Origin of the sequence: Kocuria sabuli (assembly GCF_040981185.1) — a bacterium.
In the GTDB taxonomy this organism is placed as follows: Bacteria; Actinomycetota; Actinomycetes; order Actinomycetales; family Micrococcaceae; genus Kocuria; species Kocuria sabuli.
This window is the reverse complement of the sequence record NZ_JAVHZE010000002.1, coordinates 370,264-396,502: the sequence shown is the minus strand read 5'-3', so window position 1 is coordinate 396,502 and position 26,239 is coordinate 370,264. Positions and strand designations below refer to the sequence as shown.

Here is a 26,239-nt window from a genome sequence, read left to right as displayed (position 1 = left end):
GAGATGACCGCCGTGCTGACCGCTCTGGCCCTGCTGCCCGCGATGGTGCCCAACCCGATCGACGAGGGCACGCTGCGGCCCGGTCTCGACCCGAGCCAGGTGACCCCCGGGATGGCCGGGTTCCTCATGTCGCTGGTGCTCGCGGTGGCCGTGATCCTGCTCGTCCTCGACTTCAACCGCCGCAACCGGCGCATGCGCTACCGCGCGGAGTACGCCGAGCGCCGTGCCGCCGAGGAGCACGTGGGCGGCTACGCCCCGGGAGCCCAGGACGACCGGGGCGACCAGGCCTCCCCGGGAGCCCACGACGGCCCGGGAGCACCGGCCGAGGACCCGGAGGGGCCCGACCGGCGCGGCTGAGACCGGGGCCCCGGACGCCGGGGCCCGTGTGCAGGACCCGAGATCCGAGGAGCACCAGTGCCCAACCGATTGACCGGACAGTCCTCCGCCTATCTGCGCCAGCACGCGGACAACCCCGTGGACTGGCAGCCGTTCGACGACGCCGCGTTCGCGGAGGCCGCCCGCCGCGACGTCCCGGTGTTCCTCTCGGTGGGCTACGCCGCCTGCCACTGGTGCCACGTCATGGCCCACGAGTCCTTCGAGGACCCCGAGGTCGGCGCCTACCTCGACGAGCACTTCGTGCCCGTGAAGGTGGACCGGGAGGAGCGCCCCGACGTGGACGCCGCCTACATGAGCGCCACGCAGCTGCTCACCGGCCAGGGCGGCTGGCCGATGAGCGTGTTCCTCACCCCGGACGGCCGGGCCTTCCACGCGGGCACCTACTTCCCGCCGCGCCCGGCCCACGGCATGCCGTCCTTCCGGCAGCTCCTCGAGGCCGTGACCGAGGCGTGGACCGACCGCCGCGACGAGCTGGAGCAGGCCGCGGACGCCGTCGCCCGGGCCGTCTCCGGGCAGGCGGAGGACCTGCGCACGGCCCTGTCCGGCGGTGCCGTGCCCGTGCCGGCGGCCGAGGGCGGCCCGGACCTCACGGCCGTGGCGCTCGAGGTGCTCCTGCAGAAGGAGGACCCCGAGCACGGGGGCTTCGGCGGGGCCCCGAAGTTCCCGCCCGCCACGGTCCTGCCGCTGCTGGAGCTGGCCGCGACCGGGACCGAGGAGCAGGTCGCCGGACGGGCCCGCGACCTGCTGGTCCGCACCCTCGACACCATGCGGGCCTCCGCAGTGTTCGATCAGGTGGGCGGCGGCTTCTACCGCTACTCGGTGACCCGGGAGTGGTCCCTGCCGCACTACGAGAAGATGCTCTACGACAACGCCCAGCTGCTGCGCGCCTACGCCCGCGCCGCGGCCCGGGAGCCCGGCCGCGGCTACGACCGCACGGCCGCGGACACGGCCGGGTTCCTGCTGCGCGAGCTGCGCCTGCCCGGCGGGGCGTTCGCCTCCTCCCTCGACGCGGACACGCCGTCCGCCGACGGGGACGTGCACAGCGGCGAGGGCGCCTTCTACCTGTGGACCCGCGCCGAGCTGGTCGAGGTGCTCGGCTCCGGCCGCGGCACGGCCGTGGCCGACCTCATGGGGGTGGCCGCCGGCCGTCCCCGGCCGCTGCACCCGGGACGCGTCCTCGGCGACGAGGAGCAGGCCCTGTGGGACGCGGTCCGGCCCGGGCTCGCGGCGGCCCGTGCGTCCCGCACGGCACCCGCGCGGGACGACAAGGTCGTGGCCGGCTGGAACGGCCTGACCGTCACGGCGCTCGCCGAGGCCGGGGTGCTGCTGCAGGACCCCGCCCTCGTGCTCGCGGCCGAGGAGGCCGCGGGGCACCTGTGGGAGGTGCACTGGGACGGCCGCCGTCTGGCGCGCACCAGCCACGCCGGTTCGGCCGGGGGCTCGATCGAGGGCCTGCTGGAGGACTACGCCATGCTGGCCGAGGCGTTCCTGGCCCTCTACCGGGCCACCGGCGCGACCACCTGGTTCGAGCGGGCGCGCGAGCTCGCCGGCGTCGCCGAGGAGCGCTTCTCGCACCCGGCCGCGGACGGCGGGGAGGAGGCGCCCGAACGGGTCTGGTCCGACCTGGCCGACGTCCCCGCGCCGCTGCTCGCGGCCGGCAGCTCAGGACGGGCCGTCCCCCTCGACGACGTCACGCCGTCCGGCACCGCGGTGCTCGCGGCGGTGCTCGTGCAGCTGTGGGCCCTGGACGAGGACGAGCGCCGCGCCCGGCTCGTCCCGTCCCTGCTCGGGCCCCTGGAGCTCCTGGCCCACCGCTCACCCCGCGGCGCCGGGCGGGCCCTGACGGTGCGGGCCGAGCTGGGCTCCCCGCCCGCCCACGTGGTGCTCGCGGGCGGGACCGCCGAGGACAAGCTGGAGGCGCGCCGCGCCGTCGGGGCCGCGGCCGTGCTCGGCGTCCACGTGGTCGACGCCGACGCCCCGGGCGCGCCGGGGGCCGCCCGCGGCAAGGAGGCCCTCGGGGGGAGGTTCACGGTGTACGCGTGTCGCGACTTCGCCTGCCGAGCCCCGGTGCACTCGGCCGCGGAGCTGCGCGAGCAGCTGGAGGGGGACGGCGGGCTCAGCCGAGCATCGCGACCATGATCGCCACGTAGTGCAGCCCGAAGCCGAGCACCGTGCAGGCGTGGAAGACCTCGTGGAAGCTGAACACCTCGGGGAGCAGCCGCGGGCGCTTGGTGCCGTAGAACACCGCACCGGCGATGTAGGCGACGCCCCCGGCGGCGGTGAGCACGGCCGCGGCGGGGCTGGTCTGCCAGAACTGCGGGAGGTAGAAGAGGGCGAGGCAGCCCATCACCACGTACAGCGGGGTGTAGAGCCAGCGGGGCGCGAACGTCCACAGCAGCCGGAAGAGCACCAGCCCGGCGGCGCAGCCCCAGATCACGCTCAGCAGCACCCGGGACTGGCCCGGGGACAGCAGGGCCACGGCCAGCGGGGTGTAGGTCCCCGCGATCAGCAGGGCGATGTTCGAGTGGTCCATCCGCCGCAGGACCATGTGCATCCGGCGCGGCCAGTAGGCGCGGTGGTAGATCGCCGACACGCCGAAGAGCAGGATCCCCGTGACGCCGTACACGGCGCACGCGATCCGCAGCTCCGCGGTGGGGGCCAGCAGGATCGCCACGAGCCCCAGGACGACGGCGACGGGCGTGAAGCTGGCGTGGATCCAGCCCCGCCACGCGGGCTTGTGCTCCGCGAGGTCCTCGAGCCGGTTCCCGACCGCCTCCCCGAGCTCTCCGGCGACGTGGCCGGGCCCGCCGTGCGAGTGCTTCATGGTGTTCCTTCCGGCGTGCTGGGCGGGGATCCGAACGATCCTCCACCGGGTAGTTTAGGAGGCGTCCCCGGCGGACGGGTGGGCCCGTGACCGCCGCCACCCCCGGGACCGCGGCCCCCGCCACCCCCGGGACCGCCGCCACCGGCACCACGGACCACGCCACGTCCTGCACCACGACCCCCACCACGACCCGATCCCGCGGCCCGCGCCGCGGGCGACACCCCCGGAGGACCCACCGATGCCCAAGCCACGGCCGCTCTACCGGTTCTACGAGCGCCGGCTGGCCTCCGGCCTCGACCCGCGGCGGCTGCCCAAGCACGTCGGCGTCCTCGTCGACGGGAACCGGCGGTGGGCCCGGCAGTTCGGCGCCTCGACCGCGGACGGGCACAAGGCCGGGGCGCAGAAGATCGTGGAGTTCCTGGGCTGGTGCCGGGAGCTGGACATCGAGGTGGTCACCCTCTACATCCTCTCGACCGAGAACCTCAAGCGCCCGGCGGCCGAGCTGGAGCCCCTGCTCGAGATCATCTCCGACCTCATGGACACCCTCCGCGAGGCCGGCATCTGCCGGGTCCAGCCCGTCGGCGCCCTCGAGATGCTGCCGCCGCGGCTCGCCGCGTGCCTGGCGGACCTCACCGAGCGCACCGCGGACAACGCCGGTCCGCACCTGAACATCGCGGTGGGCTACGGAGGCCGGCAGGAGATCGTGGACGCCGTGCGCGAGGTCCTCACGGAGGCCCTCGACGCCGGCACCGACGTGCGGGAGCTGGCGCAGGAGCTGTCGGTGGAGCACATCTCCGAGCACCTCTACACCCGGGGGCAGCCGGACCCGGACCTGCTCATCCGCACCTCGGGGGAGCAGCGGCTGTCCGGCTTCCTCATGTGGCAGTCCGCGTACAGCGAGTACTACTTCTGTGAGGCGCTGTGGCCCGACTTCCGGCGCGTGGACTTCCTGCGGGCGCTGCGCGACTACGCGTCCCGCCAGCGGCGCTTCGGCGGCTGATCCCTCCTCGTCGCGGGCAATTTCCGCGCCGTTCACCGTTTCTGCTCGCGCAGCGGGTCCGGTCTGCGTACGTTGTCCTCAGGCGGGCGGCGAGGACGCCGCCCGCCGGACAGAGCAGGAAGGGCCGCCATGAGCATCTCCAAGAACCAGGAGCGCATCGTCGACATCTCCGCCCCCCTGGCCGCCGGCAGCGCCGCGGCCGCGGACCGGCGGACCGGTGTGCGCTCCTACGTGATCGACACCTCGGTCCTGCTCTCCGATCCACGGGCGCTCCTGCGCTTCGCCGAGCACGAGGTGGTGCTGCCCGTCGTCGTGATCACCGAGCTCGAGGGCAAGCGGCACGACCCGGAACTGGGCTACTTCGCCCGGCAGGCCCTGCGGCTGCTCGACGACCTGCGCGTGGAGCACAACGGGCTCAACCGCCCCGTCCCGATCGGGGACGAGGGCGGAAGCCTCGTGGTGGAGCTCAACCACGTCTCGGACACCGTCCTGCCCGTGAGCTTCCGGCTCAAGGACAACGACTCCCGGATCCTCGCGGTGGCGCTGAGCCTCGCGAACGAGGGCCGGGACGTGTGCATCGTCTCCAAGGACCTGCCGATGCGCGTGAAGGCCTCGGCGCTGGGCCTGGAGGCGGAGGAGTACCGGGCGGAGTGGGTCGGCTCGGACATCGAGTGGTCGGGCACCGCGTCCGTCGACGTGCCCGACGACGTCGTGGACCGCCTCTACGACGGCGAGTCGGTCATGGTCCCGGGCACCGACGGCCTGCCGGTCAACACGGGCCTGACGCTGCACTCGACGCGCGGCAGCGCCCTGGCCCGGGTCCGCGCGGACGGAGCGGCACGCGTGGTGCGCGGGGACCGGGACGTCTTCGGCGTCAACGGGCGCTCCGCCGAGCAGCGGCTGGCGATCGACCTGCTGCTCGACCCCGAGGTGGGCATCGTGTCCCTCGGCGGCCGCGCCGGCACCGGCAAGTCCGCCCTGGCCCTGTGCGCGGGCCTGGAGACGGTCATGGAGCGCCGCGAGCACCGCAAGGTCATGGTCTTCCGGCCGCTCTACGCGGTGGGCGGGCAGGAGCTGGGCTACCTGCCCGGCTCCGAGGAGGAGAAGATGAACCCGTGGGGCCAGGCCGTCTTCGACACCCTCGGCGCGCTCGTCTCGCCGGAGGTCGTCGAGGAGGTGCTCGACCGCGGGATGCTCGAGGTGCTGCCCCTGACCCACATCCGCGGCCGCTCCCTGCACGACGCCTTCGTGATCGTCGACGAGGCCCAGTCCCTCGAGAAGAACGTGCTGCTGACCGTGCTCTCCCGCATCGGCCAGAACTCCAAGGTGATCATGACCCACGACGTCGCCCAGCGCGACAACCTGCGGGTGGGCCGCCACGACGGGGTCACCGCCGTGGTCGAGGCGCTCAAGGGTCACCCGCTGTTCGGCCACGTGACCCTCACCCGCTCGGAGCGCTCGCCGATCGCCGCCCTGGTGACCGAGGTGCTGGGCGACCTGGACGGCTGAGCCCCGCCCGTCCCGGGGCCTCGCCCCGGGCGCCGGGGCGAGGCCCCGGACCGAGGCTTCGGACCGAGGGCCGCGTCCGCCACGGACGCGGCGCTCGGCCGGGGCAGGATCAGGGGCCGACCGGCCAGGGCAGGTGCTTGCTCACGTCGGTGAGATCCAGGCGCACGGAGCTGAAGAGGTCGTCGATGAAGTACTCGTCGACGGCCTCGATCCGCAGGTCGTGACCGGTGCCCGCGGACGGTCCCTCGAGCACCTCCGAGCGCACGCAGACCCCGGTCCGCTCGTCGAGGAGCACCCGGGTGCGCGCCGGGGCCAAGGGGTGGCCCGGCGTCGTGGGCGCGTAGGCGGAGCCCGGCACGACCACCGCGCCGCGCGCGCGGCGCCCGTGGTGGGTGCCGACGGCGACGTCCTCGACCGTGCACGGGCGCCGTTCCGGCAGATAGGGCGGCACGGGGGCGTCCCCGGCCAGCTCGACCGGGTCGAGGATGGCCTGCCACCGCCCGCCCCCGAAGACGGGGTCCCCGTAGGCGGCCTCGGGCCGGCGCTCCACCAGCCCGGAGTCGGTGAACACCGGTGCCACGAGGGACGGGGCGAGCAGCCACGAGGACGGGGTCGAGGCGACGTAGAAGTCGTCGCGCGAGCGCTCCAGGGAGGTGGCCGTGTAGAGCGGGACGCGGTCGAGGGTCTCCACCCGTAGCTCGGACGGACGGCGCACCCACGCCCGCACGGGCTCGCGGGGGGCGGCGGTCCCGGGGTCGAGCCAGGACAGGACGAAGCGCAGGGTGTCCCAGCGCCACGGCGAGGAGCGGCACAGCGCGGCGAATTCCTCCGGGTCGGTGGGCGCGGGGGCGGGGAGGCTGTGCATGGACCCAGTCTAGGGACGGGGGTGCGGGTCCACAGGCCCGGGACCGCCGGCGGTCCCGGCGGCTACGATGCCCCGTGTGCGCGCCTTCCTGACCGACCAGTTCGCCCGCGGCGACGCCGCCGGGTGGGCCGCCGCCGTGCTCGCCGCGGCGGGGGTCCTCGTGCTGGCGGGGGCCTGCGCGTGGCTGTGGCGCACGGACGTGCGGGAGCACCTGCTGCCCGGCCGCGTGGTGCGCCCGCTCTATCCCGTGTGCGGCGCGCTGCTGGGGGCCGCCGCGCTCGTGGCCGGTGAGCCCGCCCGGCTGCTGTGGATGCTGTGGGGGCTGGCGGTGATGGGCGGGCTCTACGTCCTGCTCCGCCTGCTCCATCCCGCGGGCATGGGGATGGGGGACGTGCGGCTCTCCGGGCTGCTCGGCATGTGCCTGGGCTTCGCCTCGGTCTGGCACGCGGTGCTCGGGGCGGTGGCCGGGTTCGTGGTGGGCGGTCTCGCCGGGGCCCTGCTCCTGGTCGCGGGGCGGGTCGGCGCCCGCTCCCGCGTGGCCTTCGGCCCGGCGATGATCACCGGGGCCCTCGGGGTGCTCCTGCTGCTCTGAGCCCGCCGGTCCTGCCAGAATGGGCGGGGGTCCGGTCCCGGGCCGCCCACCGCCGGACAAGGAGCGCGCATGCCCGTCCCCGAGTTCGTCCTCTCCCTGCGGGAGAAGATCGGCCACGACCTGCTCTGGCTGCCCGCCGTCACCGCCGTGGTGCTGCGCGAGGACGGCCGGGTGCTGCTGGCCCGGCGCAGCGACAACGGCAACTGGGGGCTGGTGAGCGGGATCGTGGAGCCCGGCGAGGAGCCCGCGGTCACGGCGGTGCGGGAGTGCCTGGAGGAGACCGGCGTCGTCGCCGTCGTGGAGGACCTCGTGGCGATCAAGGCGGGCGAGCCGGTGCAGTACCCCAACGGGGACCGGTGCCAGTTCCTCGACCACACCTTCCGCTGCCGGTGGGTCTCAGGGGAGGCCCGCGTCAACGACGACGAGTCCCTCGAGGTCGGCTGGTACGACCCCGCCGGGACCCCGCCGCTGCCGGTGCACCAGCGCGCCCGGCTCGAGGCGGCCCTCGCCCACGACGGGCGCGCCCGTTTCGTGGTCTGAGCCCGCCGCCGAGAACGCTCGTAAGAACACAGCGTACTTACTTGTAGGCGGCGTCACATGTTCCTAGACTCGGAAGCGTCCATCCGACGAGCACCACGAGCAAGGAGGAACAACATGGCTACAGGTGAAACCGGTTTCGACGACGTCACCTACGACCTGGTGTCCGTGCAGTACCACGCGCTCAAGGCAGGTCACGACTACGGCCAGTACGTGCGGGACGCCCGCAACGCCGGCCGCGACGACATCGCCGACTTCTTCGAGAAGGTGATGTCCGAGGACTCCGCACGCGCCAAGCAGTGCCACGAGTTCATCAAGGAGCTCTCCAAGTCCGACGAGTCCGGCCCCGCCGTGACCTCCTGACCCGGAGCACCGGTCCGGGGGCACGAGCGGCCACCGCACGACGCGAGGGGCCGCGTCCGTCGGGGAACTTCCTTCCCGGACGGACCCGGCCCCTCGTCGTGCGCGGGCAGCTCGTGCGGGGCGGCCCGCGGAGAGCCGCGGGTCAGGCGTTGGGGCCCGTCATGGTGGTGACGTCCAGTGCCCGGTCCAGCTGCTCCTCCGTGAGCGAGCCGTTCTCCACGTAGCCCAGGGCGATCGTGGCCTCGCGCACCGTCATCTTGTTCGCCACGGCGTGCTTGGCGATCTTCGCGGCGGCCTCGTAGCCGATGGCCTTGTTCAGCGGGGTCACGATGGACGGGGACGCCTCGGCGAGGAAGCGGCAGCGCTCCACGTTGGCCTCGATGCCGTCGATCATCTTCTCCGCCATCACCCGGGAGGAGTTGGCGAGCAGGCGGATCGACTCCAGCAGGTTGGAGGCCATCACCGGGATGCCCACGTTGAGCTCGAAGGCCCCGTTGGTCGAGGACAGGGACACCGTGGTGTCGTTGCCGATCACCTGGGCGCAGACCTGGATCGTGGACTCGCAGATCACCGGGTTGACCTTGCCCGGCATGATCGAGGAGCCCGGCTGCAGGTCGGGGATGAGGATCTCGCCCAGGCCGGTGTTGGGCCCGGAGCCCATCCAGCGCAGGTCGTTGTTGATCTTCATGTAGCTGTAGGCGATGGTGCGCAGCTGGCCGGACGCCTCGACCAGGCCGTCGCGGTTGGCCTGGGCCTCGAAGTGGTTGCGCGCCTCGGTGATCGGCAGGCCGGTCTCCTCGGCGAGCAGCTCGATCACGCGGGCGGAGAAGCCCTCCGGGGTGTTGATGCCGGTGCCCACGGCGGTCCCGCCCAGCGGCACCTCGGCCACGCGGGGCAGCGCGGCCTCGACGCGCTCGATGCCGTAGCGCACCTGCGCGGCGTAGCCGCCGAACTCCTGGCCGAGGGTCACCGGGGTGGCGTCCATGAGGTGGGTGCGCCCGGACTTCACGACGTCCCGGAACTCGGCCGCCTTCCGCTCCAGGGACTCCGCCAGCTGCGTCATGGCGGGGACCAGGTCGTTGACCAGGGCGCCCGTGACGGCGACGTGCACGGAGGTCGGGAAGACGTCGTTGGAGGACTGGGACGCGTTGACGTGGTCGTTGGGGTGCACCTCGACGTCCTGGCCCTCGAGGACCTGGTTGGCGAGGGTCGCCAGGACCTCGTTGGTGTTCATGTTCGAGGAGGTCCCGGAGCCGGTCTGGAACACGTCGATCGGGAAGTGCTCGTCGTACCGGCCCGTGGCGACCTGGTCCGCGGCCTCGGCGATGGCCCGGGCGCGCTCGCCGTCGAGCACCCCCAGCTCCGCGTTGGCCTTGGCCGCGGCCTTCTTGATCTGCGCCAGCGCGACGATGTGCTGGGGCTCCAGGGCCTTGCCGGAGATCGGGAAGTTCCCGACGGCGCGCTGTGTCTGGGCGCGGTAGAGGGCGTGCGCGGGCACCCGCACCTCGCCCATGGTGTCGTGCTCGATGCGGTACTCGGTGGTCTCTGCCGTGCTGTCTGCCGTGGTGTTTGCCATGGCGTCAGTCTAGGTCAGCCGGCGGTGACGTCCGGCACGGTGACCCGCCGCGACGGGCGTGCTCAGCGCGAGGGCAGCCAGGTCCCGTGGCCGTGCACGAGCTCGGCCTGTCCGTCCTCGAGGTGGTAGAAGACGCCGATGACGGCGACCTCGCCGCGCGAGACGGCCTCGTTGATGATCCGGGACTGCTCGAGCAGCCGGGACGCCGTCTGCTTCGTGTGCTCGACCACGGCCGAGTTGACGTCCGTGCCGCCGCTGCGCCGGGCCTCGAGGACGGAGGGCAGGATCCGCTCGATGAGGTCCCGCTGGAAGCCGCGGGGCATGTCCCCGGACTGCGCGGTCCCGTGCGTGGCGCTGACCGCGCCGCACGAGTCGTGGCCCAGCACCATGACCAGGGGGGTGCCGAGGTTGGCCACGGCGTACTCGATGGAGCCCAGGACGGCGTCGTCGATGACCTGCCCGGCGGTGCGCACCACGAACGCGTCCCCGAGGCCGAGGTCGAAGATGATCTCGGCCGCCAGCCGGGAGTCCGAGCAGCCGAAGATCACGGCGAAGGGGTCCTGCCCCGCCGCCACGGACTGCCGGCGGGAGGCGTCCTGGTTGGGGTGCTCGGACTCCCCGGCCACGAAGCGGGCGTTGCCGTCGCGCAGGCGCTGCCACGCGGCGGCGGGGGTGCGGGGCGAGGAGTCCTGGGGGAGGGTCTCAGCGGTCATGGCAGCTCCTTCGGTGCGGGATCGGGCTCGGGGGCGGGGGCCTCGGCGAGGGCCGAGGTCACGGCGGTGGCGAGGTGGTCCAGCTCGGCGCCGGGCGCGTCGCCCTTGAGCACCACGGTGGAGCCGTTGACCTCCCCGGTGTACACGGTCAGGGCGTCCTGGTTCCGGGACTCCTCGCGGACGCCGACGTCCCACTGCACGCCCCCGGCCTCGACGGCCGCGGAGACGGGCAGGGCCTCGGTCTGCTGGGCCAGCCACGTGGGGTTGGACAGCGACGTCTGCACGAGGCCGATGAAGCTGCCCTGCGGGGTGGCGTAGCCGATCTCCCAGAAGGGCACGCCCTCCGCGGCGCCGGCGTTCCAGCGGGCGTAGTTGGCGGTCCAGCCCTCGCCGGGCTCCGGCACGACCGGCGTGAAGGGCGCGTCGTCGGCGACGAAGGACGCCTCCTGGGCCACGTCGACGTCGGGCCGGTAGGGCTGGGCGTCCGGGCGCGGCTGGAGCCACACGAACGGCAGGACCAGCAGGAGCAGGACGGCCATCGAGATGATCATCCCCTGCACGGGCGCGTTGAGCCGCCGCGCCTGCTTCTCCGTGATCTGCGGCAGGGGCTGCGCCTCGGGCGCGGTCCCGGGCGCGGCGTCGGCGCGCGCGTCCACGGGCGGCTCGGCGGAACGGTCGGGGGTCGAGGAACTCACGCGTCCATTGTGCCCTGTCCGCACCGTCCGGGCGCACCGCGGGGAGTTTGTGTGAGCCGCCTCGCAGCCACGGGACGGCCGGGCGATATGCTGGGCGGGACGCGGACCGCGCCTCGGCCGATCCTCGGCCCGGAGGCCCGCAGACCGGAAACTCGAAGGTGAGGAACATCGTGGCCGAAGAATCCACCGGAACGACCAAGGCGCGCATGAACAACGTGGCCGACCGCAACCTGGCCATGGAGCTGGTGCGCACGACCGAGGCCGCGGCGATCGCCGGGGGCCAGTGGGTCGGCGCCGGCGACAAGAACGCCGCCGACGGGGCCGCGGTCGACGCGATGCGGACCCTGCTCTCCACCGTGCACTTCAACGGCACCGTGGTCATCGGCGAGGGCGAGAAGGACGAGGCCCCCATGCTGTTCAACGGCGAGCAGGTGGGCGACGGGTCGGGGCCGGCCTCCGACGTCGCGGTGGACCCCATCGACGGCACCCGCCTCACCGCCCTCGGCATGAACAACGCCCTGGCCGTCATCGCGGTGGCCGACGGCGGCTCGATGTTCGACCCCTCCGCCGTGTTCTACATGGACAAGCTCGTGGTGGGCCCCGAGGCCGCGGACTTCGTGGACCTGCGCCTGCCGGTCAAGCAGAACCTGCACCTCGTGGCCAAGGCCAAGGGCATCAACATCAACCAGCTCACCGTGTGCGTGCTCGACCGCCCGCGCCACCAGAAGCTCGTGGACGAGGTCCGGGCCACCGGCGCCCGCACCCGGATGATCCTCGACGGGGACGTGGCCGGCGCGATCGCGGCGTGCCGCGAGGGCACCGGCGTGGACGTCATGATGGGCATCGGCGGCACCCCCGAGGGCATCGTCACCGCGTGCGCCGTCAAGGCCACGGGCGGGATCATCCAGGGCCGGCTCGCGCCGGTCGACGACGACGAGCGCCAGAAGGCCGTCGACGCGGGGCTCGACGTCGACGCGGTGCTCTCCACGGACGACCTCGTGACCTCCGACAACTGCTTCTTCTCCGCCACCGGCATCACCGACGGCGACCTGCTGCGGGGCGTGCGCTACCGCGGCCCCCGGATCACCACCCAGTCCATCGTGATGCGCTCCCGCTCCGGGACCGTGCGCATGGTGGAGGCGGAGCACCTCGCCTCCAAGTGGGAGAAGTACGCCCGCTGACCCGGTGCGACCGGCCCCCGCGGCCACGACGCAGGACCCCTCGGACCGGCCCACCGGAACGGGGGGTCCTCGTCGTCCCGGTCGGGCCGTGTCCGGCCGCTCCCGCGGCCCCCGTCGGACCTAGACTGGTGCCGAACTGCGGGCGCCGACCGCGGTCCCCCCACCGGGGCGGAGCGCCCGGGTGATGAGGAGGACTCCATCGTGAGCACCACGGTCAGCCCGTGCCCCAACCGCAAGACCTGGGACGCCACCGTCCGGGTGACCGGCGGTCACCCCCAGCAGCTGTGGGGCATCGGCCAGGCGCAGGTCTCCGCCGAGGGCCCCGGTCTGCGGGTGGACCGGGTCATGGTCCACGACGCCGAGCACCGGACCGTGGGCTACGCCCAGCTCTACCTGCGCTCCGAGGCCGAGCGCGTGGTCGCCGGGACGGTCCACGCCCACGTCCACCGGTCCCAGGACCTGCCGGTGGTCGCCGAGGCCCTCGCCGTCTGGGCGCGGGAGGAGCACGGGGCGGCCCTGCTGCGCTTCCAGCCCGACACGTTGCGCACCCCGGGCACGGCCGAGGCGCTGGGCGCCGCCGGCTTCGCGCGTTCGGCCGCGGGCGCCGGCGCGGACGAGCCGCGCCGGCTCGAGGTGCAGCTGGGGGAGACCGAGCGGGACCTCTCCTGCCGGCTCTCCGAGGCGACCCTCGAGCGGTCCCGCGCCGCGCTGCGCACCCCGGGCGTGGCCGTGCGCGAGGCCACCGCGCAGGGCCGGGCGCTGTCGAACATCGGACTGCGCACCCGGCTCATCAGCCAGCTGCTCGAGGACCTGGGCGACGACTCCCTGCTGCTCGTCGCCACGGAGTCCGGCGACGACGGCGCCGAGACCGCGCTGGGCTACCTGTGGTTCGTGCACACCCGCGGGCTCGCCACGATCTACCGGCTGGGCTTCACCCGCCGGGGCCGTGACCTGGGCATGGACGACGCCCTGCTGCTGACCGGGATCGTGGAGCTGCAGAAGCGCCGCGTCCAGCGCCTCGACGGCGGGGACCCCGACGAGGCGGACGTCCCCCAGGTCGTCCGGGAGCTGGCCGGCACGGAACGGCCGGTGCTGGGGGTGTGGGAGAGGTCCCTGGGGCGCAGCCCGGCGGGGGAGTTCTCGGCGGACGAGGCCGACGCCGCGGCCGCGCGCACCGGCACGGCGGTCGCCGCCGAACTGGGCCTGGACGAGCCCGCGCCGGCGAGGTCCTGGCCGCCCGAGGCCGGGGAGCCCGACGCGGCGGCCGCCGACGGCGACGGCGCGGGGACCACCGGCCGGTCGCGGGTCCGGCGGACCCGGGAGCTCACCCGGCGCGTGGTCGGGGAGGGGCTCTCCGCCCTGCGCGACGCGGCGGGACGCTGACGGGCCCTGCCGGGCACGGCGGGACGCTGACGGGCCCTGTGGCGCGCTCACGCGTCCCGCCCGGGCCGCGGGTCCCGGCCGGTGCGGCCGGCCCCCGCCCGGCGGCCGGGCAGGTGAGCGAGCCGGCGGACGTCCGGGCCGACCCGGTCAGGCCTCCCGGCGGCGGGAGACGACCGCGCGGACCCGCTCCGGCAGGCCCGGGAGCTCCTTGCGTGCCGAGGCCGCGGTCTCCCGCGCGGCGCGCAGGCCGGTGTAGGCCGCGTACCGGCTGCGGCTCACGGGCAGGTCCCAGGTCCCCGGGTAGGCCTCGGGGCGGCCGCCGAAGGACTTCTTGAACTTCGTGAAGCCGTGCCACTCGTGCTCCGGGCCGGCGTCCTCGGGCGCGGTGCCGAAGAGGTCGAAGCGGCGCAGGCCCTTCTGCCGGGCGTCCAGCACCATCCGCACCACCAGGGGGATGCCCGCGGAGAGCCGGCGGTGCTCGAAGTCCATCGCGGCGTGGGCGTAGGTGCGGGTGTCGTCCGAGTCGTAGACGAGCGAGGCGCCGATGGGCTCCCCGTCCAGCCGCGCCACGTACAGGGCCGCCGCGCCCAGGGGCATGAGCGTGCGCGCCGCCTCGCGCAGGTAGGCGTCCTGCTGGCGGTTGAAGTCCTTGCGCTCGGCCGTGGCGTCCAGGAAGCCCAGCAGGACGTCGACGTCCCCGGGGTCGGTGGACGTGGTGAACGTCACGCCCTTCTTGGCGATGTTGCGGTGCAGGTTGCGGTTGGTGGACTTCATGTCCTTGAGGATCGCGTCCTCGTCCTGGGTCAGGTCGATCACCTGGGTGTGCCCCGGCTGGACCTGGCGCGGCGCCGGGCGCAGGCCGCGCCGGCGCAGCGACGCCTCGGGGGTCTCCAGCCCGTCGGTGACGGCGGCGTCGACGGGCTCGACCCGGACGAACCAGCACCGCTCGTCCTGCGCGGTGCGCGCGAGGTGCTCGAGCGCCTGCTCGAAGGCCTGCGGGGTCCGGGCCACGGGACCGTACGGGCAGTACAGGTAGCGGCCGAGCCGGCCGCCCTCGAGGACCGCGAGGTAGCGCCACCCGTCCCCGGAGGCCTGGAACACCTGGTGGCCCAGGTTCCGCTGGAAGTCGGCCCATGCATTCGACTGAAGTATGTTCGACACGCCCCCACTGTACCGGTGCGTCCGGGGGCCTCCGGCCGGTCCCGGGACCGGCCGGAGGCCCCCGGTCAGGGCACGGAGCAGGTGCCGTTGGGCGTGAGCTCCTGCGCGGTGACCAGGGGTCGCGCGGCCGGGACCGGGACGGTCATGGCGACGCCCGGGCCGACGGCGGCGCCGCGGGGGAGGGCCTCCGCCTCGCGGGCCCCGCGGTCGGTGGCCTCCTCGAGCACCCGGTCGACGTCCTGGTGCAGCTGCTCGTAGTCGGGGTAGGTGGGGAACATCGCGTCGTAGTACGGCGGGCCGGCGGCGAACTGCACCAGCTCGTGCTCCTTGGCGTCGATCGCGAGGTCCACGAAGGAGCCGATCTGGCTCTGCGGGATGTCGGTCTCGACGACCTGGGTGCCGGACTCGGCGAGGTCCTGGAACCGGGTCATGACGTTGACCGGGTTCAGCTGCTGGAGCATCGCGGCCTGCACGCAGCGCTGGCGGGCCTGGCGGTCGTAGTCCGTGGCGCCCTCGCGGGACCGGGCGTACCACAGCGCGTGGAAGCCGTCGAGGTGCTGGACGCCCGGTTCGATGTAGCCGAAGATCTCGTTCGGCAGGCCCGTGGTGAGGTCGGTGCCGCCGCCGATCGGGACGCGCCCGCCGACGTCGACGGTGATCCCGCCCAGGGCGTCGACGAGCTGCTCGAAGCCGCTCATCTCGATCATCGCGTAGGCCTGGACCTCGATGCCGAGGATCCCCTCGGCGGCGTCCTTGATGGCCTGCGCCCCGGGGTCCTCGGCGTCCGGGTAGAGCTCCGCGTGGTTGTCGACGACATCGGTGTACAGGGAGTTGAGGATGCACTCGTCCCCGCAGTTGTAGCCCTCGGGGTACACCTCGGCGAGCGGGGAGTCCTCGGGGAAGGGCACGTTCTGCAGGTTGCGGGGCAGCGAGATCGTCACGGTGCGCCCGGAGTCCGCGTCCACGCTGAGCACCGACATGGAGTCGGGCCGGCGCCCGGTGCGGTCCTCCCCCGAGTCCCCGCCCATGAGCAGGATGTTGTACCGGCCGTCCGCGGGACGGAAGGGGAGCCCGCCGGCGAAGACGTCGGAGACCGCCCCGCGGGCCACGGACAGCAGGTAGGCGGAGTAGGCCAGTCCGCCCGAGGTGACGAGCATGAGCGCGACGGTCGCCGCGGCCACCGCCCGGCGCGTGCGCTGCGCGAGCAGCCCGGGCCGGATCAGGCGCAGCGTGTCGAAGAAGAGGAACGCCCAGCCCAGGGCCAGGCCCACCAGCCCCGCTATGAGCAGCAGGGACGTGAAGGAGTTCGTGAGGAACCAGACCACGGGCGTCCGCCACAGCAGGAGGCTCACGAGCGCCAGGGCGGCGGCGACCCAGACCACCACGTCCACCTTCAGGGCGGTGCGCCCCGTGGCCCGCCGGCCCGCGACGAGCTGGGCGCTGCCGGGCACCACGAGCGTCGACAGCAGCAGCGTCCAGGCCCGCCGCGCCCGGGTGCCCTCCCCGGCGTGCTGGGGGTGGCGCAGCGGGTCCGTGAGCCGGGGCGGGGCCGCCGCGTCGTCGTCGGTCCGCCGCACGGCCGTGACCGCGTCCTCGGGCAGCGCGCCGGGCCCGAGGTCGTCGGCGGACGGGTCGCGCGGCGGTCGGGGGTCCTGATCGGCGCGGGGGGTGTGGCCGTTCACGGGCAGCTCCGGCGGGGGAAGGTCGGGCGGGGAAGGACGGGGCGGACTCAGGCGCCGAGGCGGGAGCGCAGAGCCGCGCCCTTGTCCTGGGCGCTCTGCCGCAGCTCGGAGGCGAAGCGCACCAGCTGCTCGCGCAGGGCGGCCGCGCGCTCGTCCGTGCCCGCCGCCAGGATCCGCGCCGCGAGCAGCCCGGCGTTGCGGGCCCCGCCGATGGAGACGGTGGCCACGGGGACGCCGGCCGGCATCTGCACGATCGACAGCAGCGAGTCCATGCCGTCGAGGGTCTTCAGGGGGACGGGGACGCCGATCACGGGCAGGGGCGTCACGGAGGCGAGCATCCCCGGCAGGTGGGCCGCGCCCCCGGCCCCGGCGATGATCACGCGCAGGCCCCGGTCGTGGGCGCGGCGGCCGTAGTCGATCATCTCGGTGGGCATCCGGTGGGCGGAGACGACGTCGGCCTCGTAGGGAATGCCGAACTCCTCGAGCGCGGTGGCCGCGGCCTCCATCACGGGCCAGTCGGAGTCCGACCCCATCACGACGCCCACGACAGGCTGCTGCTTCTCGTTCACTGGTACTCCTGGGCTGCTCGGGTGGTGATGGGGCGGGACCGCGCTCCGGTCAGGGGCTACGGTAACCGTCCCGGCTGGACGGGCCGTGGGAGGCGCGCGGGTCAGGCGCGGCCGTCGCGCAGGACGGCCGCGGCGCGGGACGCCCTGCGGCGCAGCTCCGGGATCTCGCCGGCCGTGCCGGTGATGTTGACGTGGCCGATCTTGCGCCCGGGCCGCACGGCCTTGCCGTAGTTGTGGATCTTGGCCCGGGGCTCGGCCGCCATCGCGTCCCGGTAGGCGCCGAAGAGGTCCTGATTGGCACCGCCCAGGTAGTTCTTCATCACCGTCGACCCGCCGATCAGCCCGGTCTCCCCGAGCGGCAGGTCCAGCACGGCGCGCAGGTGCTGCTCGAACTGGCTGGTCACGGACCCGTCCATGGTCCAGTGCCCGGAGTTGTGCGGGCGCATGGCCAGCTCGTTGACCAGGAACCCGGCGCCGCGGCCGGGGGTCTCGAAGAGCTCGACGGCCATCACGCCGGTCACCCCCAGCTCGGTGGCCAGGGTGCGGGCGGCGGCGGCCGCGGCCGCCGAGACCTCCGGGAGCAGCTCCGGGGCGGGCGCGAGCACCTCGTCGCACACGCCGGACACCTGGATGGACTCCACCACCGGCCACGCCCGGACCTCGCCGGACGGGGTGCGGGCCACGAGCGCGGACAGCTCCCGGGAGAACGGCACCTTCTCCTCGGCCAGCAGCGGCCCGGCCGTGCGGGAGAACCACTGCGCCGGCTCGTCGCCGCGGGCCTCCCGGGCCGTGCGCAGCACCATGACGCCCTTGCCGTCGTAGCCGCCGCGCGGGGTCTTGAGCACCACGGGCCAGCCGACCTGCTCGCCGAAGGCCACGAGCTCGTCGGCGTCGCCGACGGCGGCCCACCGGGGGTTGGCCAGGCCGAGGCGCTCCACAGCCGCGCGCATCCGCAGCTTGTCCTGGGCGTGCACGAGGGCGTCGGGCCCGGGGCGCACGGCGACGCCCTCGGCGAGCAGGGCGTGCAGGTGCTCGGTGGGCACGTGCTCGTGGTCGAACGTCAGGACGTCGACGTCCGCCGCGAACCGGCGCAGCACCTCCAGATCGGTGTAGTCGCCCACCGGGGCGGTGGGCACGGCGGCGACCGCCGAGACGTCGGGGCCCTCGGCGAGCACGCGCAGCTCGATTCCCAGGGCGGTGGCGGAGGGCGCCATCATGCGGGCGAGCTGCCCGCCTCCGACGACGCCGACGACAGGGGCGGTTCCAGAAGCTCTCACCGGTCCAGGGTATCCCGGCCCGCGGGGATGCCCCGGCGCCGGGTGCGCGTGCTCCTGCGGGCGGCGCTGCGGGGCGGATCCGCCCGGCGCGTCATCGGGCGCCTCATCCGGCCCGTTCCCGGGCGCCCGCCCGGGAACGCCCGGGAGGGCCGGGGTACGATGACCCGAGGTCCGCCGCGGGTGTCCTCCCGTGCTCGTCGACCGCTGCGCCCGCCGGCGCCCACCGACCACCACCTGGGAGACCTGAAGCCGCGTGAACCGTCTCGTCGACCGTTTCGATGCCCTGTGGCACCTGTTCGTCAAGGAACTGATGAAGTTCGGTGTCGTGGGCGCGCTCGCCTTCCTCATCAACGCGTCGCTCACCTGGGTGCTGATGCACACGGTGTTCGAGGACGGCCACCTCAAGGCCAAGTTCGTGGCGACGGCCGTGGCCATCGTCTTCGCATGGGTGGCCAACCGGCTGTGGACCTTCCGGCACAAGCGCCAGGCGGACAAGCGCCGTGAGCTGATCCAGTTCCTCGTGGCCAACGGCATCGGGATGGCCATCGAGCTGGGCTGCCTCGGCTTCAGCTACTACGTGCTCGGGTTCACCAGCGCCTACGCCTCGTTCGTCTCCGGGACCATCATCGGGACCATCCTCGGCACGGTCTTCCGCTACTTCGCCTACCGCTTCTGGGTGTTCGCCGAGGAGCTCGACGAGGACCCCAACTTCGCCGACACCGCGGCCCTCGAGATCGCGCTGATCACGGGCCGCCCCCCGGCCGGGGAGACCGGGCGGGAGCACTCCGGCGCCACGGACGGCCCCGGCGCGACGCGCGGCCCGAGCGCGCCGAGCAGTGCCGGCAGCTCCCGGGCGGACGGCCACGAGGACCCGGGGGCCCGGGCGGAGCGCTGAGCGGCCCGCCCGGAGCTCCGGGGCTGCCGACCGGGCACATCGGCCGGTCCGGGGTCCCGTGCGCCGGTGCGGTCCGGGGACCCCGGACCGGTCAGAACGTCACGGCGTTCTCGGCCGCCAGCACGGACGGCCACGACCCGTCGGAGGCGTCCGCCGCGCGGTCGGTGACCACCACGGCCCGGCCGCCCGCCAGCACGCCGAGGACGCGCAGCAGGTGCTCGGCGTCCATCCGCCGGCCCGGCACGTGCACCGCCGCGGCGCCGCCCCACACCTGCTCCCGCCCGGACACGAGCTCGGCGGCGTCCGGGAGCAGCCGCCCGTGGCCGACGGACCCGTCCGCGCCCGGCGACCACAGGGCAGGACCGTCCGGGTCCGGCTCCTCGAGTCCCAGGTACACGTCGGCGTGGGCGCGGACCTCCGCGCAGTAGTCCAGGGCGTCCCCGCCGGGCAGCTCGCCCCGGTACCCCAGGGAGAGCGCCGGCCGGTCCAGCACGACCGCCCGCGCCCCGGACGGCGCCCGGCCGAGCAGTGGGGGCAGCTCGCCCCGGGCGTCCACGAGACCCGCCACCGCCCGGTCGCCGGGGAGCGCACCGTCCCCGGACGGGGCGACCGGACGCAGTGCGGCGCCCATCGTCCACGTCCCCAGGGCCACGGCGAGGCTGCGCCAGTGCACCTCGTCGCCCAGTGCGACGACGTCGCCGGCCTGCAGGTCCAGCTCGTCCACCCACAGGTTCGCGGTCTTGGCGGCCCAGTTGTCCAGGACGCGGCCGGAGAGCTCCACGCGCTCGCCGTCCTGCCCGTACCAGATGAGGGCAGGGTGGGCGCTGGGCCGCAGTCTGTCCATCAGACGGGGGACAGAGGTGGGGAACGGGGTGTCCATGGGTCCTCCTGGTAGGTGCTGGGGTGCGGGATCCGGGCTGGGAGCATATGCGCCGGCGCGTATTCTTCCCGCCGCACCGCCTTGCGCACGAAACCGGATGTGACGTGGAAAAACGTCTACTCCCAAAGGAATTCAAGACGGCTATGGTTCCAAGGGTGGCCTTCCGGCAAGGGTTGACGCCGCAGGAGTTACACCAGTGTAATTAGAGAGTCCGGCAGGCGATCACCAAAGATACGTTCTCCGGGATGCAACGGACCGGCACCCCCCGCAGTATGCCAGTCCGGAGCCAACGTGTCGGATGGAAGGAAATTCATGGGAGAGGCCGCACGCCAGCAGCTCGTCGATTCCACCCCCCTCGGTGCCCTGCGGCGGAGCGTGCGCTCGGTGCCGGAGGACTGGTTCGTGGACCCGGCCGACCCTCGGGCCGCCGAGCGCCACGTCCGCCGTACCGGAGGCAGCCTGGAGGACCGGGCCACCGCCTACCTCGCCGCCCACGAGGCCGTGCAGAACTTCTCGGACGGATCGACCGGCCCGGCCGTCGACCTCCTCGAGGTCCCCGCCGCCGACGAGAGCCCGGACTGGGGCGCCGTCGCCGGGCTGTACGCCGTGGAGGAGGACGAGGGGGAGCTCTCGTGGCAGACCGACGCCCTGTGCGCCCAGACCGACCCGGAGGCCTTCTTCCCCGAGAAGGGCGGTTCCACCCGTGACGCCAAGCGCGTCTGCGACGCCTGCCCCGTCCAGGCCGCGTGCCTGGACTACGCCATGAGCAAGGACGAGAAGTTCGGCATCTGGGGCGGGCTCTCGGAGCGCGAGCGCCGCCGCCTGCGCCGCCTCGCACGCTGAGGTAGTTTCGTCCGATGAGCTCCTCCGGCAGTGCCACCCGCCGCTGCTCCCGCCAGACCTGCACGCGGGACGCGGTCACGACCCTCACCTACGTGTACTCGGACTCGACCGCCGTCGTCGGTCCGCTCGCCGGGCACGCAGAGCCGCACGCCTACGACCTGTGCGCGGTGCACGCGGACCGGCTCACCGTGCCGCGCGGCTGGCGAGTGGTCCGGCTGGAGCTGCCGGAGACGCGGGCGCGCCGCGAGGACATCGGTGCCGTGGCCGAGGCGGTCAGCGGGCCGGAGCCCCCCGCGCCCGTCCGGGACCGCCCCCGCGCGGTGCTGCGCGACGTCTCCCTGCCCCGGACCACCGCACCGCGGGAGGCGCCGCGGGAAGGGCCCCCGGAGCCCGAGGCGCGCCGGGTCCCGGATCCGGTCTGGCACGACGTCCCCATGCCCGAGTCCCTGCGGCGGGCGCACCTGCGCCGGACCGCGGGACGGGGCGACGCGGCCCTGCCCGAGGTCTGAGCGCCGGTGCTCCCGGCGGCTTCCCCCGGCGCGGCGCGGCGCCCGGCCGAGGTCCCCGGCGCGGTGCTCCTCCGAGCCTAGGATGGGCGGCAGACCGTGCCTGTCCGGCACGGAGGCTCTTCCCCCCGGAGCACCAGGAGACCCCATGACTGTCCCTGCAACGACGCAGCCGACGCACGCCGTCCCGGCCGAGATCCCGCACGGGAGCCGGTCCGCGCACCACCCGGAGCCCGCGGCCGGTCCCCGTCCGGCCCCCTGGGCGCCCCCCGGCGCCGACCCCGAGCCGGGACCCCCGACGGCGAGCGTGCTGGATCCCGGGCTGGCCGCGATCCTGCGCTGCCCGCTGACCGGCGGGACGCTGATCCCCGTGGACGCGGACCGCCTGATGAGCGACCGTCCGTTCCGGGACGGCGTGCACCCGGTCTATCCGATCAGCAACGGGATCGCCTGCCTGCGTCCGGTCCGCTGAGCCACGGTCGGGACACCGTCCGTGCCCGGACGCGGGCCGCCCGGGGCCGGACGGGGTCACGAAGTCGTTAACATTCGCACTTTCCGGCCGTCCGACCCGGCCGAGCGGGGGCCGGTGCGCCTATCGTGGTGTCCGTCCCGGAGCGGTTCCCGCCCCCCAGATCCACGTCCGAGGTGCCCGCACGATGATGCCCCTTTCCTCCCGTCCCGGCCCGGTCCCCTGCGGCCTGCCGGCCCGCCGCCTCATCGCGCTGGGTGCTGTGACCGTCCTGCTCGCCACCGGGTGCGCGCAGGCCGCCGGGAATTCCGCGGGGGAGCCGTCCGCGGCCTCCCCCACCGCCGGGTCCTCGGCGACGGCAGCCCCGACCGGCACGGAGCTCCCGGCCGCGGCGCCCGCCGAGGTCTCGGTCACGCCCGTGGACGCCGCCGTCGAGCACAACCCCGTGGACCCGGTCGTGGTGCGCGCCGACCACGGTGAGCTGGGCGAGGTCGTCCTGGTCCCCGCGGCCGGGGGAGAGCCCGTTCCCGGGGAGCGCTCCGCCGACGGGCGCACGTGGACCAGCACCGGGGTCCTGGCCTTCGACACCGCGTACGCGCTGCACTGGGGCGCCACGGCCGGCGGCAGCACGAGCGCGGGGACGAGCACCTTCAGCACCGTGTCGGCGGCTCACGAGGTCGATGCCCGGATCAACGTGGCCGAGGACGGGGTCTACGGCACCGGGCAGATCCTGCAGCTCTCCTTCTCGGAGCCCGTCCTGCACAAGGACGAGGTCGAGCGGGCGATCACCGTCCAGGGCGGCGGCGACCGGGCGGGTGCCTTCCGCTGGTACTCCGACACGGTGCTGCGCTACCGCCCCGCCGAGACGTGGGCGCCGCACTCGGAGGTGAGCGTGTCCCTCGACCTCCTGGGCCTGGACATCGGCAACGGGATGGTCGGCAACCACGACCTGCACCGCAGCTTCTCGATCGGCGCCGAGCACTACGCCCGCGTGGACAATGCGACGAAGACGCTGACGGCCTACGTGGACGGCGAGGTCGCGGGCAGGTTCCCCGTCACCCTCGGGAACCCGGACTGGCCCTCCACCACGGGCCGGAAGGTGATCATGGAGCAGGCCCCCACGTACCTGTTCAAGGCCGACTCCCTGGACCTGCAGCCCGGGGACGCGCACTGGTACGAGACCTTCTGGGCCTCGAACGTCTCCCGGCTCACGGCCAGCGGCGAGTTCGTCCACCAGGCGCTGCCCTCGGCGATGCCCGTCCTCGGCGAGGCCAACGTCTCGCACGGGTGCGTGGGCATGTCCCCCGAGGGCGCGAAGTTCATCCACGACGTCTTCCGCCCCGGGGACGTCGTGGAGGTCGTCGGCACCGGGTACCCGCAGGCCGATCCCGACGACGGCTACGGCGACTGGAACATCCCGCTGGAGCACTACGCGGACGAGTCGTGGAGGGGCAACTGGTGAGCCGCCGCGCCTGAGGTCCCCGGTGGGTAGGATCGGGACCGACCGGCGCGGTCCCGCCCGCGCCGGGCCCCCGACCTCCGCCGACCGAAGGACCGCCCGTGCCCCCCACCAGCAACGACAAGGCCCCCTGGCAGCAGGCCGGCTCCACCGCGGCGGACGCCGCACGGAGCGAGGAGCCGGTGTGGACGGGCCTGCTGCCCGCCGTGGCTCCCGCGGAGCCCGCTCCGGACCGGGAGCCGGGCACCGACCCGGAGCGCGGCCGTGACGACGGACCCGCCCGCGACGACGCACCCCGGCGCGCCCCGGGCGGCTCGCGTGCCGTCGGCGCCGCCGATGCCGCGGGGGACGACGAGACGGACGCGGAGGCCCGCCGCCGGGCCGCCCTGCGCCGGGACGCGCTCGCGGACGAGCCCCGGTTCCCGCGCCTGCAGCAGGTCCTCCTCACCGTCCTGCTCCCGCTCGCGCTCCTGGCGGCGGCCGTGCGCGCCGTGGCCACGCCCCTGTTCCTGTGGGCGGAGTACCACCGCCCCGGCTTCCCGGCGGACGTCTACGGCTTCTCCACGGACGAGCGGATGGTCTTCGGCTCCTACGGCCTGGACTACGTGCTCAACTGGGCACCGGCCGAGTTCCTCGGCGGGCTCGCGGGCCCGGACGGCGGCCGGCTGTTCCTGGCCTCCGAGGTGGCGCACATGACCGACGTGAAGGTGGTGCTGCAGAGCGCCCTCGCGGCGGTCGCCGTCCTCGCCGTCCTGGGGATCGTCTCGGCCCTGTACCTGCGGGCGAAGGCCCCGGGGGCGGCCTCGGGCGCCCTGTTCTTCGGGTCGTGGCTGACCGTGGTCCTGCTGGTCCTGCTGGCCGTCGCGGCGGTGCTGGGCTGGCAGCAGTTCTTCGCCCTGTTCCACTCCCTGTTCTTCGCGGAGGGCAGCTGGACCTTCCGGGCCTCCGACACCCTCATCCGGCTCTATCCCACCCAGTTCTGGATGGACGCCGCGATCGCCGTGGGCGCGCTCACCCTCCTGGGCGCCCTCGCGGTCATGGCCGCGACCTGGCCCACCGCCTTCCGCCGGCACCGGGCCCTCGACCGGGTGCGGCGGCGGCAGGAGCTCAAGCAGCGGCTGGCCGGGCGGTGACCGGGCCGCGGCTCAGATCCACGCGGTGAACCACATCCGCTCCCGCCACTGCCCGTAGCCGACCGTCTCGGCGTACCAGACGGGCGCGAAGTGGGCGCTCAGCAGCAGCACCGCGGCCGTGAACACGCCCACCACGGCCAGGCCCGCCCGCCGCCGGCGCACGGAGTCCTCCGGCCGGCCCAGCACCAGCCCGAGCATCCCGGCCAGCATCAGCATCAGGGCGGGCTGCACGGGCAGCGCGTAGAAGTAGTACATGGTGCGCTCGGGGTAGAGGAACCAGGGCAGGTACCCGGCCGCGAACACGCCGAGCAGCGCCCCGGAGCGCCAGTCCCGGCGCACCGCCCACAGCCACGCGGCCACGAGCACGGCCGCGATCCCCGTCCACCACAGCAGCGGGTTGCCGATGTTGAGGATGGCCTGGGAGCAGTGCTCCACCGCACACCCGGCCGTGCCCGGCTCGGGGGCCTCGTAGAAGTAGGAGGTGGGCCGGCCCAGGGTCAGCCACAGCCACGGCAGCGCCTCGTAGGAGTGCTCGGTGCCCAGTCCGCTGTGGAAGCCGTAGGCGGAGGAGTGGTAGGCCCACAGCGAGCGCAGCGGGGCGGGCAGCCACAGCACGCCCTCGCCCGGGTGCTCCTGCGCCCACCGGCGGTCGTAGCCGCCGGCCGAGGCGAACCAGCCCGACCACGTGAGCAGGTAGACCACCAGCCCCGTCCCGACCACCGCGAGGAACGCGGGCGCCCCGTCCTTGAGCACCCCGGCCGGGAACCAGTGCCGGATCCCGGCCACGCGGCGGGCGTTGAGGTCCCAGAGCACCGTGAGCAGGCCGAGGCCCGCGACGAGGAACAGGGCGCTCCACTTCACGCCGACCGCCAGGCCGCAGGCCGCGCCCGCGGCGATCCGCCACCAGCGCACCCCCAGCCACGGCCCCCACGCGAGGCGGCGCAGCAGCTCCGCCTCCGGGACGGCCTCGCCCGGGGGCACCCCCAGGCGGGCGACCAGGCGGCGCCGCGCGTCCTGCCGGTCCAGCAGGAGCAGCACGAACGCGAGCAGGACGAAGAACATCAGGAACACGTCCAGCATCGCGAGCCGCGACTGCACCAGGTGCAGCCCGTCCACGGCGGTGAACAGCCCCGCCAGCGTCGCCACCGTCACGGAGCGGAAGAGCAGCCACCCGGCGGCGCACACCAGCGCGATCGACAGGGTGCCGAACAGTGCCGCCGAGAAGCGCCAGCCGACGGGGTCCTCGACGCCGACCAGCCACATCCCCCACGCGATGAGCCACTTGCCGGCCGGCGGGTGCACCACGTAGGACGGGCTGTCCAGGGCCTCGGGCGGGGTGCCCGCCACGAACAGCTCGTCCGCGCCCTCCGGCCACTGCCGCTCGTAGCCGTGCAGCAGCAACGAGTAGGAGTCCTTCACGTAGTACGTCTCGTCGAAGACGACCGCGTCCGGGTGGGAGAGCCGGTGGAAGCGCAGCAGCCCGCCGAGCAGGACCACGAGCAGCGGCGCCAGCCAGGCGAGGCGGGCCGTCACCGCGGGAGCCGGCAGCAGCCGCTCCCGCAGGGCGGCCGGGGCCAGGGACCGGCGCAGCGTGGTCACCGGCGCCGCCGGCCGCGTCACCGGGGCGAGGTCTGGGGCGCGCACCGAGGAACTCACGGAAGTCATCGTAGGGGACGGGCCTGCGGCGGTCCGGGACGTCCCGGAGGAGTGCCCCGGGGACCGGGCCGTAGA

26 protein-coding genes are annotated in these 26,239 nt (G+C 74.4%); 15 read left to right on the top strand and 11 right to left on the bottom strand.

Going from position 1 to position 26,239, the window contains the following annotated elements; translation table 11 throughout:
• Nucleotides 1-3 precede the first annotated feature (3 nt).
• Nucleotides 4-357, top strand: coding sequence for a hypothetical protein (locus tag RE027_RS03910; RefSeq protein ID WP_368806928.1), 354 nt, complete (start codon nucleotides 4-6; stop codon nucleotides 355-357).
• Between the two features lie 57 nt (nucleotides 358-414).
• On the top strand, nucleotides 415-2,535 hold the full coding sequence (locus RE027_RS03905; RefSeq protein ID WP_368806927.1) for a thioredoxin domain-containing protein: 2,121 nt from the start codon (nucleotides 415-417) through the stop codon (nucleotides 2,533-2,535).
• On the opposite strand, the gene trhA is transcribed toward RE027_RS03905, so the two are convergent.
• Complete coding sequence (gene trhA, locus RE027_RS03900) at nucleotides 2,513-3,220, bottom strand: PAQR family membrane homeostasis protein TrhA (RefSeq protein WP_368806926.1); 708 nt, start codon at nucleotides 3,218-3,220, stop codon at nucleotides 2,513-2,515. The genes RE027_RS03905 and trhA overlap by 23 nt on opposite strands.
• A 238-nt stretch (nucleotides 3,221-3,458) precedes the next feature.
• On the opposite strand from trhA, the gene RE027_RS03895 reads away from it, so the two are divergent.
• Complete coding sequence (locus RE027_RS03895) at nucleotides 3,459-4,220, top strand: isoprenyl transferase (protein ID WP_368806925.1); 762 nt, start codon at nucleotides 3,459-3,461, stop codon at nucleotides 4,218-4,220.
• Between the two features lie 129 nt (nucleotides 4,221-4,349).
• Nucleotides 4,350-5,729 carry an RNA 5'-3' helicase PhoH2 gene (gene phoH2, locus RE027_RS03890; RefSeq protein WP_368806924.1) on the top strand — a complete coding sequence of 460 codons (1,380 nt, stop codon included), beginning with the start codon at nucleotides 4,350-4,352 and terminating at the stop codon, nucleotides 5,727-5,729.
• 109 nt (nucleotides 5,730-5,838) lie between these two features.
• On the opposite strand, the gene RE027_RS03885 is transcribed toward phoH2, so the two are convergent.
• Nucleotides 5,839-6,594, bottom strand: a complete 756-nt coding sequence (locus RE027_RS03885; protein ID WP_368806923.1) for a hypothetical protein — start codon at nucleotides 6,592-6,594, stop codon at nucleotides 5,839-5,841.
• A gap of 67 nt (nucleotides 6,595-6,661) precedes the next feature.
• Between RE027_RS03885 and RE027_RS03880 the strand changes: the two genes are divergently transcribed.
• The 3 genes from RE027_RS03880 to RE027_RS03870 all read left to right on the top strand — a co-directional run bounded on the left by RE027_RS03880 (nucleotide 6,662) and on the right by RE027_RS03870 (nucleotide 8,086).
• Nucleotides 6,662-7,186, top strand: coding sequence for a prepilin peptidase (locus tag RE027_RS03880; RefSeq protein WP_438612411.1), 525 nt, complete (start codon nucleotides 6,662-6,664; stop codon nucleotides 7,184-7,186).
• 69 nt (nucleotides 7,187-7,255) lie between these two features.
• Complete coding sequence (locus RE027_RS03875; RefSeq protein ID WP_368806921.1) at nucleotides 7,256-7,726, top strand: NUDIX hydrolase; 471 nt, start codon at nucleotides 7,256-7,258, stop codon at nucleotides 7,724-7,726.
• Nucleotides 7,727-7,840: 114 nt separating this feature from the next.
• Nucleotides 7,841-8,086 carry an acyl carrier protein gene (locus RE027_RS03870; RefSeq protein ID WP_368806920.1) on the top strand — a complete coding sequence of 82 codons (246 nt, stop codon included), beginning with the start codon at nucleotides 7,841-7,843 and terminating at the stop codon, nucleotides 8,084-8,086.
• A 142-nt stretch (nucleotides 8,087-8,228) separates the two neighbouring features.
• Here RE027_RS03870 and RE027_RS03865 read toward each other — a convergent pair whose 3' ends face one another.
• From RE027_RS03865 to RE027_RS03855, 3 genes are all read right to left on the bottom strand, one after another.
• Nucleotides 8,229-9,662: a class II fumarate hydratase gene (locus tag RE027_RS03865; RefSeq protein ID WP_368806919.1), complete on the bottom strand. Its 1,434-nt coding sequence runs from the start codon at nucleotides 9,660-9,662 to the stop codon at nucleotides 8,229-8,231.
• A 62-nt stretch (nucleotides 9,663-9,724) separates the two neighbouring features.
• Nucleotides 9,725-10,375: a carbonic anhydrase gene (locus RE027_RS03860; protein WP_368806918.1), complete on the bottom strand. Its 651-nt coding sequence runs from the start codon at nucleotides 10,373-10,375 to the stop codon at nucleotides 9,725-9,727.
• Nucleotides 10,372-11,070 (bottom strand): DUF4245 domain-containing protein, encoded by a 699-nt coding sequence (locus RE027_RS03855; protein ID WP_368806917.1) that lies wholly within the window; start codon nucleotides 11,068-11,070, stop codon nucleotides 10,372-10,374. Before RE027_RS03855 ends, RE027_RS03860 begins: the two co-directional genes overlap by 4 nt.
• 206 nt (nucleotides 11,071-11,276) lie before the next feature.
• Between RE027_RS03855 and glpX the strand changes: the two genes are divergently transcribed.
• Nucleotides 11,277-12,251, top strand: a complete 975-nt coding sequence (gene glpX, locus RE027_RS03850) for a class II fructose-bisphosphatase (RefSeq protein ID WP_368806951.1) — start codon at nucleotides 11,277-11,279, stop codon at nucleotides 12,249-12,251.
• Nucleotides 12,252-12,452: 201 nt separating this feature from the next.
• On the top strand, nucleotides 12,453-13,634 hold the full coding sequence (locus RE027_RS03845) for a hypothetical protein (RefSeq protein ID WP_368806916.1): 1,182 nt from the start codon (nucleotides 12,453-12,455) through the stop codon (nucleotides 13,632-13,634).
• 147 nt (nucleotides 13,635-13,781) lie between these two features.
• Here RE027_RS03845 and RE027_RS03840 read toward each other — a convergent pair whose 3' ends face one another.
• The 4 genes from RE027_RS03840 to RE027_RS03825 all read right to left on the bottom strand — a co-directional run bounded on the left by RE027_RS03840 (nucleotide 13,782) and on the right by RE027_RS03825 (nucleotide 18,263).
• Nucleotides 13,782-14,795, bottom strand: coding sequence for a lipid II:glycine glycyltransferase FemX (locus RE027_RS03840; protein ID WP_368806915.1), 1,014 nt, complete (start codon nucleotides 14,793-14,795; stop codon nucleotides 13,782-13,784).
• Between the two features lie 65 nt (nucleotides 14,796-14,860).
• Nucleotides 14,861-16,477, bottom strand: coding sequence for an LCP family protein (locus tag RE027_RS03835; RefSeq protein ID WP_368806914.1), 1,617 nt, complete (start codon nucleotides 16,475-16,477; stop codon nucleotides 14,861-14,863).
• 47 nt (nucleotides 16,478-16,524) lie between these two features.
• Complete coding sequence (purE, locus tag RE027_RS03830) at nucleotides 16,525-17,010, bottom strand: 5-(carboxyamino)imidazole ribonucleotide mutase (protein WP_368806950.1); 486 nt, start codon at nucleotides 17,008-17,010, stop codon at nucleotides 16,525-16,527.
• A 137-nt stretch (nucleotides 17,011-17,147) separates the two neighbouring features.
• Entirely contained in the window at nucleotides 17,148-18,263 is a 1,116-nt protein-coding gene (locus RE027_RS03825) for a 5-(carboxyamino)imidazole ribonucleotide synthase (RefSeq protein ID WP_368806949.1), read from the bottom strand.
• Between the two features lie 313 nt (nucleotides 18,264-18,576).
• Between RE027_RS03825 and RE027_RS03820 the strand changes: the two genes are divergently transcribed.
• Nucleotides 18,577-19,218, top strand: a complete 642-nt coding sequence (locus tag RE027_RS03820; protein WP_368806913.1) for a GtrA family protein — start codon at nucleotides 18,577-18,579, stop codon at nucleotides 19,216-19,218.
• Nucleotides 19,219-19,309: 91 nt separating this feature from the next.
• On the opposite strand, the gene RE027_RS03815 is transcribed toward RE027_RS03820, so the two are convergent.
• On the bottom strand, nucleotides 19,310-20,098 hold the full coding sequence (locus RE027_RS03815) for a TIGR03089 family protein (RefSeq protein WP_368806912.1): 789 nt from the start codon (nucleotides 20,096-20,098) through the stop codon (nucleotides 19,310-19,312).
• Between the two features lie 312 nt (nucleotides 20,099-20,410).
• Between RE027_RS03815 and RE027_RS03810 the strand changes: the two genes are divergently transcribed.
• The 5 genes from RE027_RS03810 to RE027_RS03790 all read left to right on the top strand — a co-directional run bounded on the left by RE027_RS03810 (nucleotide 20,411) and on the right by RE027_RS03790 (nucleotide 24,508).
• Nucleotides 20,411-20,941 (top strand): WhiB family transcriptional regulator, encoded by a 531-nt coding sequence (locus tag RE027_RS03810; protein WP_368806911.1) that lies wholly within the window; start codon nucleotides 20,411-20,413, stop codon nucleotides 20,939-20,941.
• Nucleotides 20,942-20,955: 14 nt separating this feature from the next.
• Entirely contained in the window at nucleotides 20,956-21,450 is a 495-nt protein-coding gene (locus RE027_RS03805; protein WP_368806910.1) for a DUF3499 family protein, read from the top strand.
• Between the two features lie 145 nt (nucleotides 21,451-21,595).
• Nucleotides 21,596-21,919 (top strand): hypothetical protein, encoded by a 324-nt coding sequence (locus RE027_RS03800; protein WP_368806909.1) that lies wholly within the window; start codon nucleotides 21,596-21,598, stop codon nucleotides 21,917-21,919.
• 184 nt (nucleotides 21,920-22,103) lie between these two features.
• On the top strand, nucleotides 22,104-23,378 hold the full coding sequence (locus RE027_RS03795; RefSeq protein WP_368806908.1) for a L,D-transpeptidase: 1,275 nt from the start codon (nucleotides 22,104-22,106) through the stop codon (nucleotides 23,376-23,378).
• 98 nt (nucleotides 23,379-23,476) lie between these two features.
• Nucleotides 23,477-24,508, top strand: coding sequence for a TIGR01906 family membrane protein (locus RE027_RS03790; protein WP_368806907.1), 1,032 nt, complete (start codon nucleotides 23,477-23,479; stop codon nucleotides 24,506-24,508).
• 12 nt (nucleotides 24,509-24,520) lie between these two features.
• Here RE027_RS03790 and RE027_RS03785 read toward each other — a convergent pair whose 3' ends face one another.
• Nucleotides 24,521-26,173: a dolichyl-phosphate-mannose--protein mannosyltransferase gene (locus RE027_RS03785; RefSeq protein WP_368806906.1), complete on the bottom strand. Its 1,653-nt coding sequence runs from the start codon at nucleotides 26,171-26,173 to the stop codon at nucleotides 24,521-24,523.
• Between the last annotated feature and the right edge of the window lie 66 nt (nucleotides 26,174-26,239).

Bases quoted from the DNA above. Each gene is read 5' to 3' on its own strand.
- RE027_RS03910 (WP_368806928.1), top strand. From the start codon at position 4: ATGACCGCCGTGCTGACCGCTCTGGCCCTGCTGCCCGCGATGGTGCCC.
- trhA (WP_368806926.1), bottom strand. From the start codon at position 3,220: ATGAAGCACTCGCACGGCGGGCCCGGCCACGTCGCCGGAGAGCTCGGG.
- RE027_RS03895 (WP_368806925.1), top strand. From the start codon at position 3,459: ATGCCCAAGCCACGGCCGCTCTACCGGTTCTACGAGCGCCGGCTGGCC.
- phoH2 (WP_368806924.1), top strand. From the start codon at position 4,350: ATGAGCATCTCCAAGAACCAGGAGCGCATCGTCGACATCTCCGCCCCC.
- RE027_RS03885 (WP_368806923.1), bottom strand. From the start codon at position 6,594: ATGCACAGCCTCCCCGCCCCCGCGCCCACCGACCCGGAGGAATTCGCC.
- RE027_RS03880 (WP_438612411.1), top strand. From the start codon at position 6,662: ATGCCCCGTGTGCGCGCCTTCCTGACCGACCAGTTCGCCCGCGGCGAC.
- RE027_RS03875 (WP_368806921.1), top strand. From the start codon at position 7,256: ATGCCCGTCCCCGAGTTCGTCCTCTCCCTGCGGGAGAAGATCGGCCAC.
- RE027_RS03870 (WP_368806920.1), top strand. From the start codon at position 7,841: ATGGCTACAGGTGAAACCGGTTTCGACGACGTCACCTACGACCTGGTG.
- RE027_RS03865 (WP_368806919.1), bottom strand. From the start codon at position 9,662: ATGGCAAACACCACGGCAGACAGCACGGCAGAGACCACCGAGTACCGC.
- RE027_RS03860 (WP_368806918.1), bottom strand. From the start codon at position 10,375: ATGACCGCTGAGACCCTCCCCCAGGACTCCTCGCCCCGCACCCCCGCC.
- glpX (WP_368806951.1), top strand. From the start codon at position 11,277: ATGAACAACGTGGCCGACCGCAACCTGGCCATGGAGCTGGTGCGCACG.
- purE (WP_368806950.1), bottom strand. From the start codon at position 17,010: ATGGGGTCGGACTCCGACTGGCCCGTGATGGAGGCCGCGGCCACCGCG.
- RE027_RS03825 (WP_368806949.1), bottom strand. From the start codon at position 18,263: ATGATGGCGCCCTCCGCCACCGCCCTGGGAATCGAGCTGCGCGTGCTC.
- RE027_RS03815 (WP_368806912.1), bottom strand. From the start codon at position 20,098: ATGGACACCCCGTTCCCCACCTCTGTCCCCCGTCTGATGGACAGACTG.
- RE027_RS03810 (WP_368806911.1), top strand. From the start codon at position 20,411: ATGGGAGAGGCCGCACGCCAGCAGCTCGTCGATTCCACCCCCCTCGGT.
- RE027_RS03805 (WP_368806910.1), top strand. From the start codon at position 20,956: ATGAGCTCCTCCGGCAGTGCCACCCGCCGCTGCTCCCGCCAGACCTGC.
- RE027_RS03800 (WP_368806909.1), top strand. From the start codon at position 21,596: ATGACTGTCCCTGCAACGACGCAGCCGACGCACGCCGTCCCGGCCGAG.
- RE027_RS03795 (WP_368806908.1), top strand. From the start codon at position 22,104: ATGATGCCCCTTTCCTCCCGTCCCGGCCCGGTCCCCTGCGGCCTGCCG.
- RE027_RS03785 (WP_368806906.1), bottom strand. From the start codon at position 26,173: ATGACTTCCGTGAGTTCCTCGGTGCGCGCCCCAGACCTCGCCCCGGTG.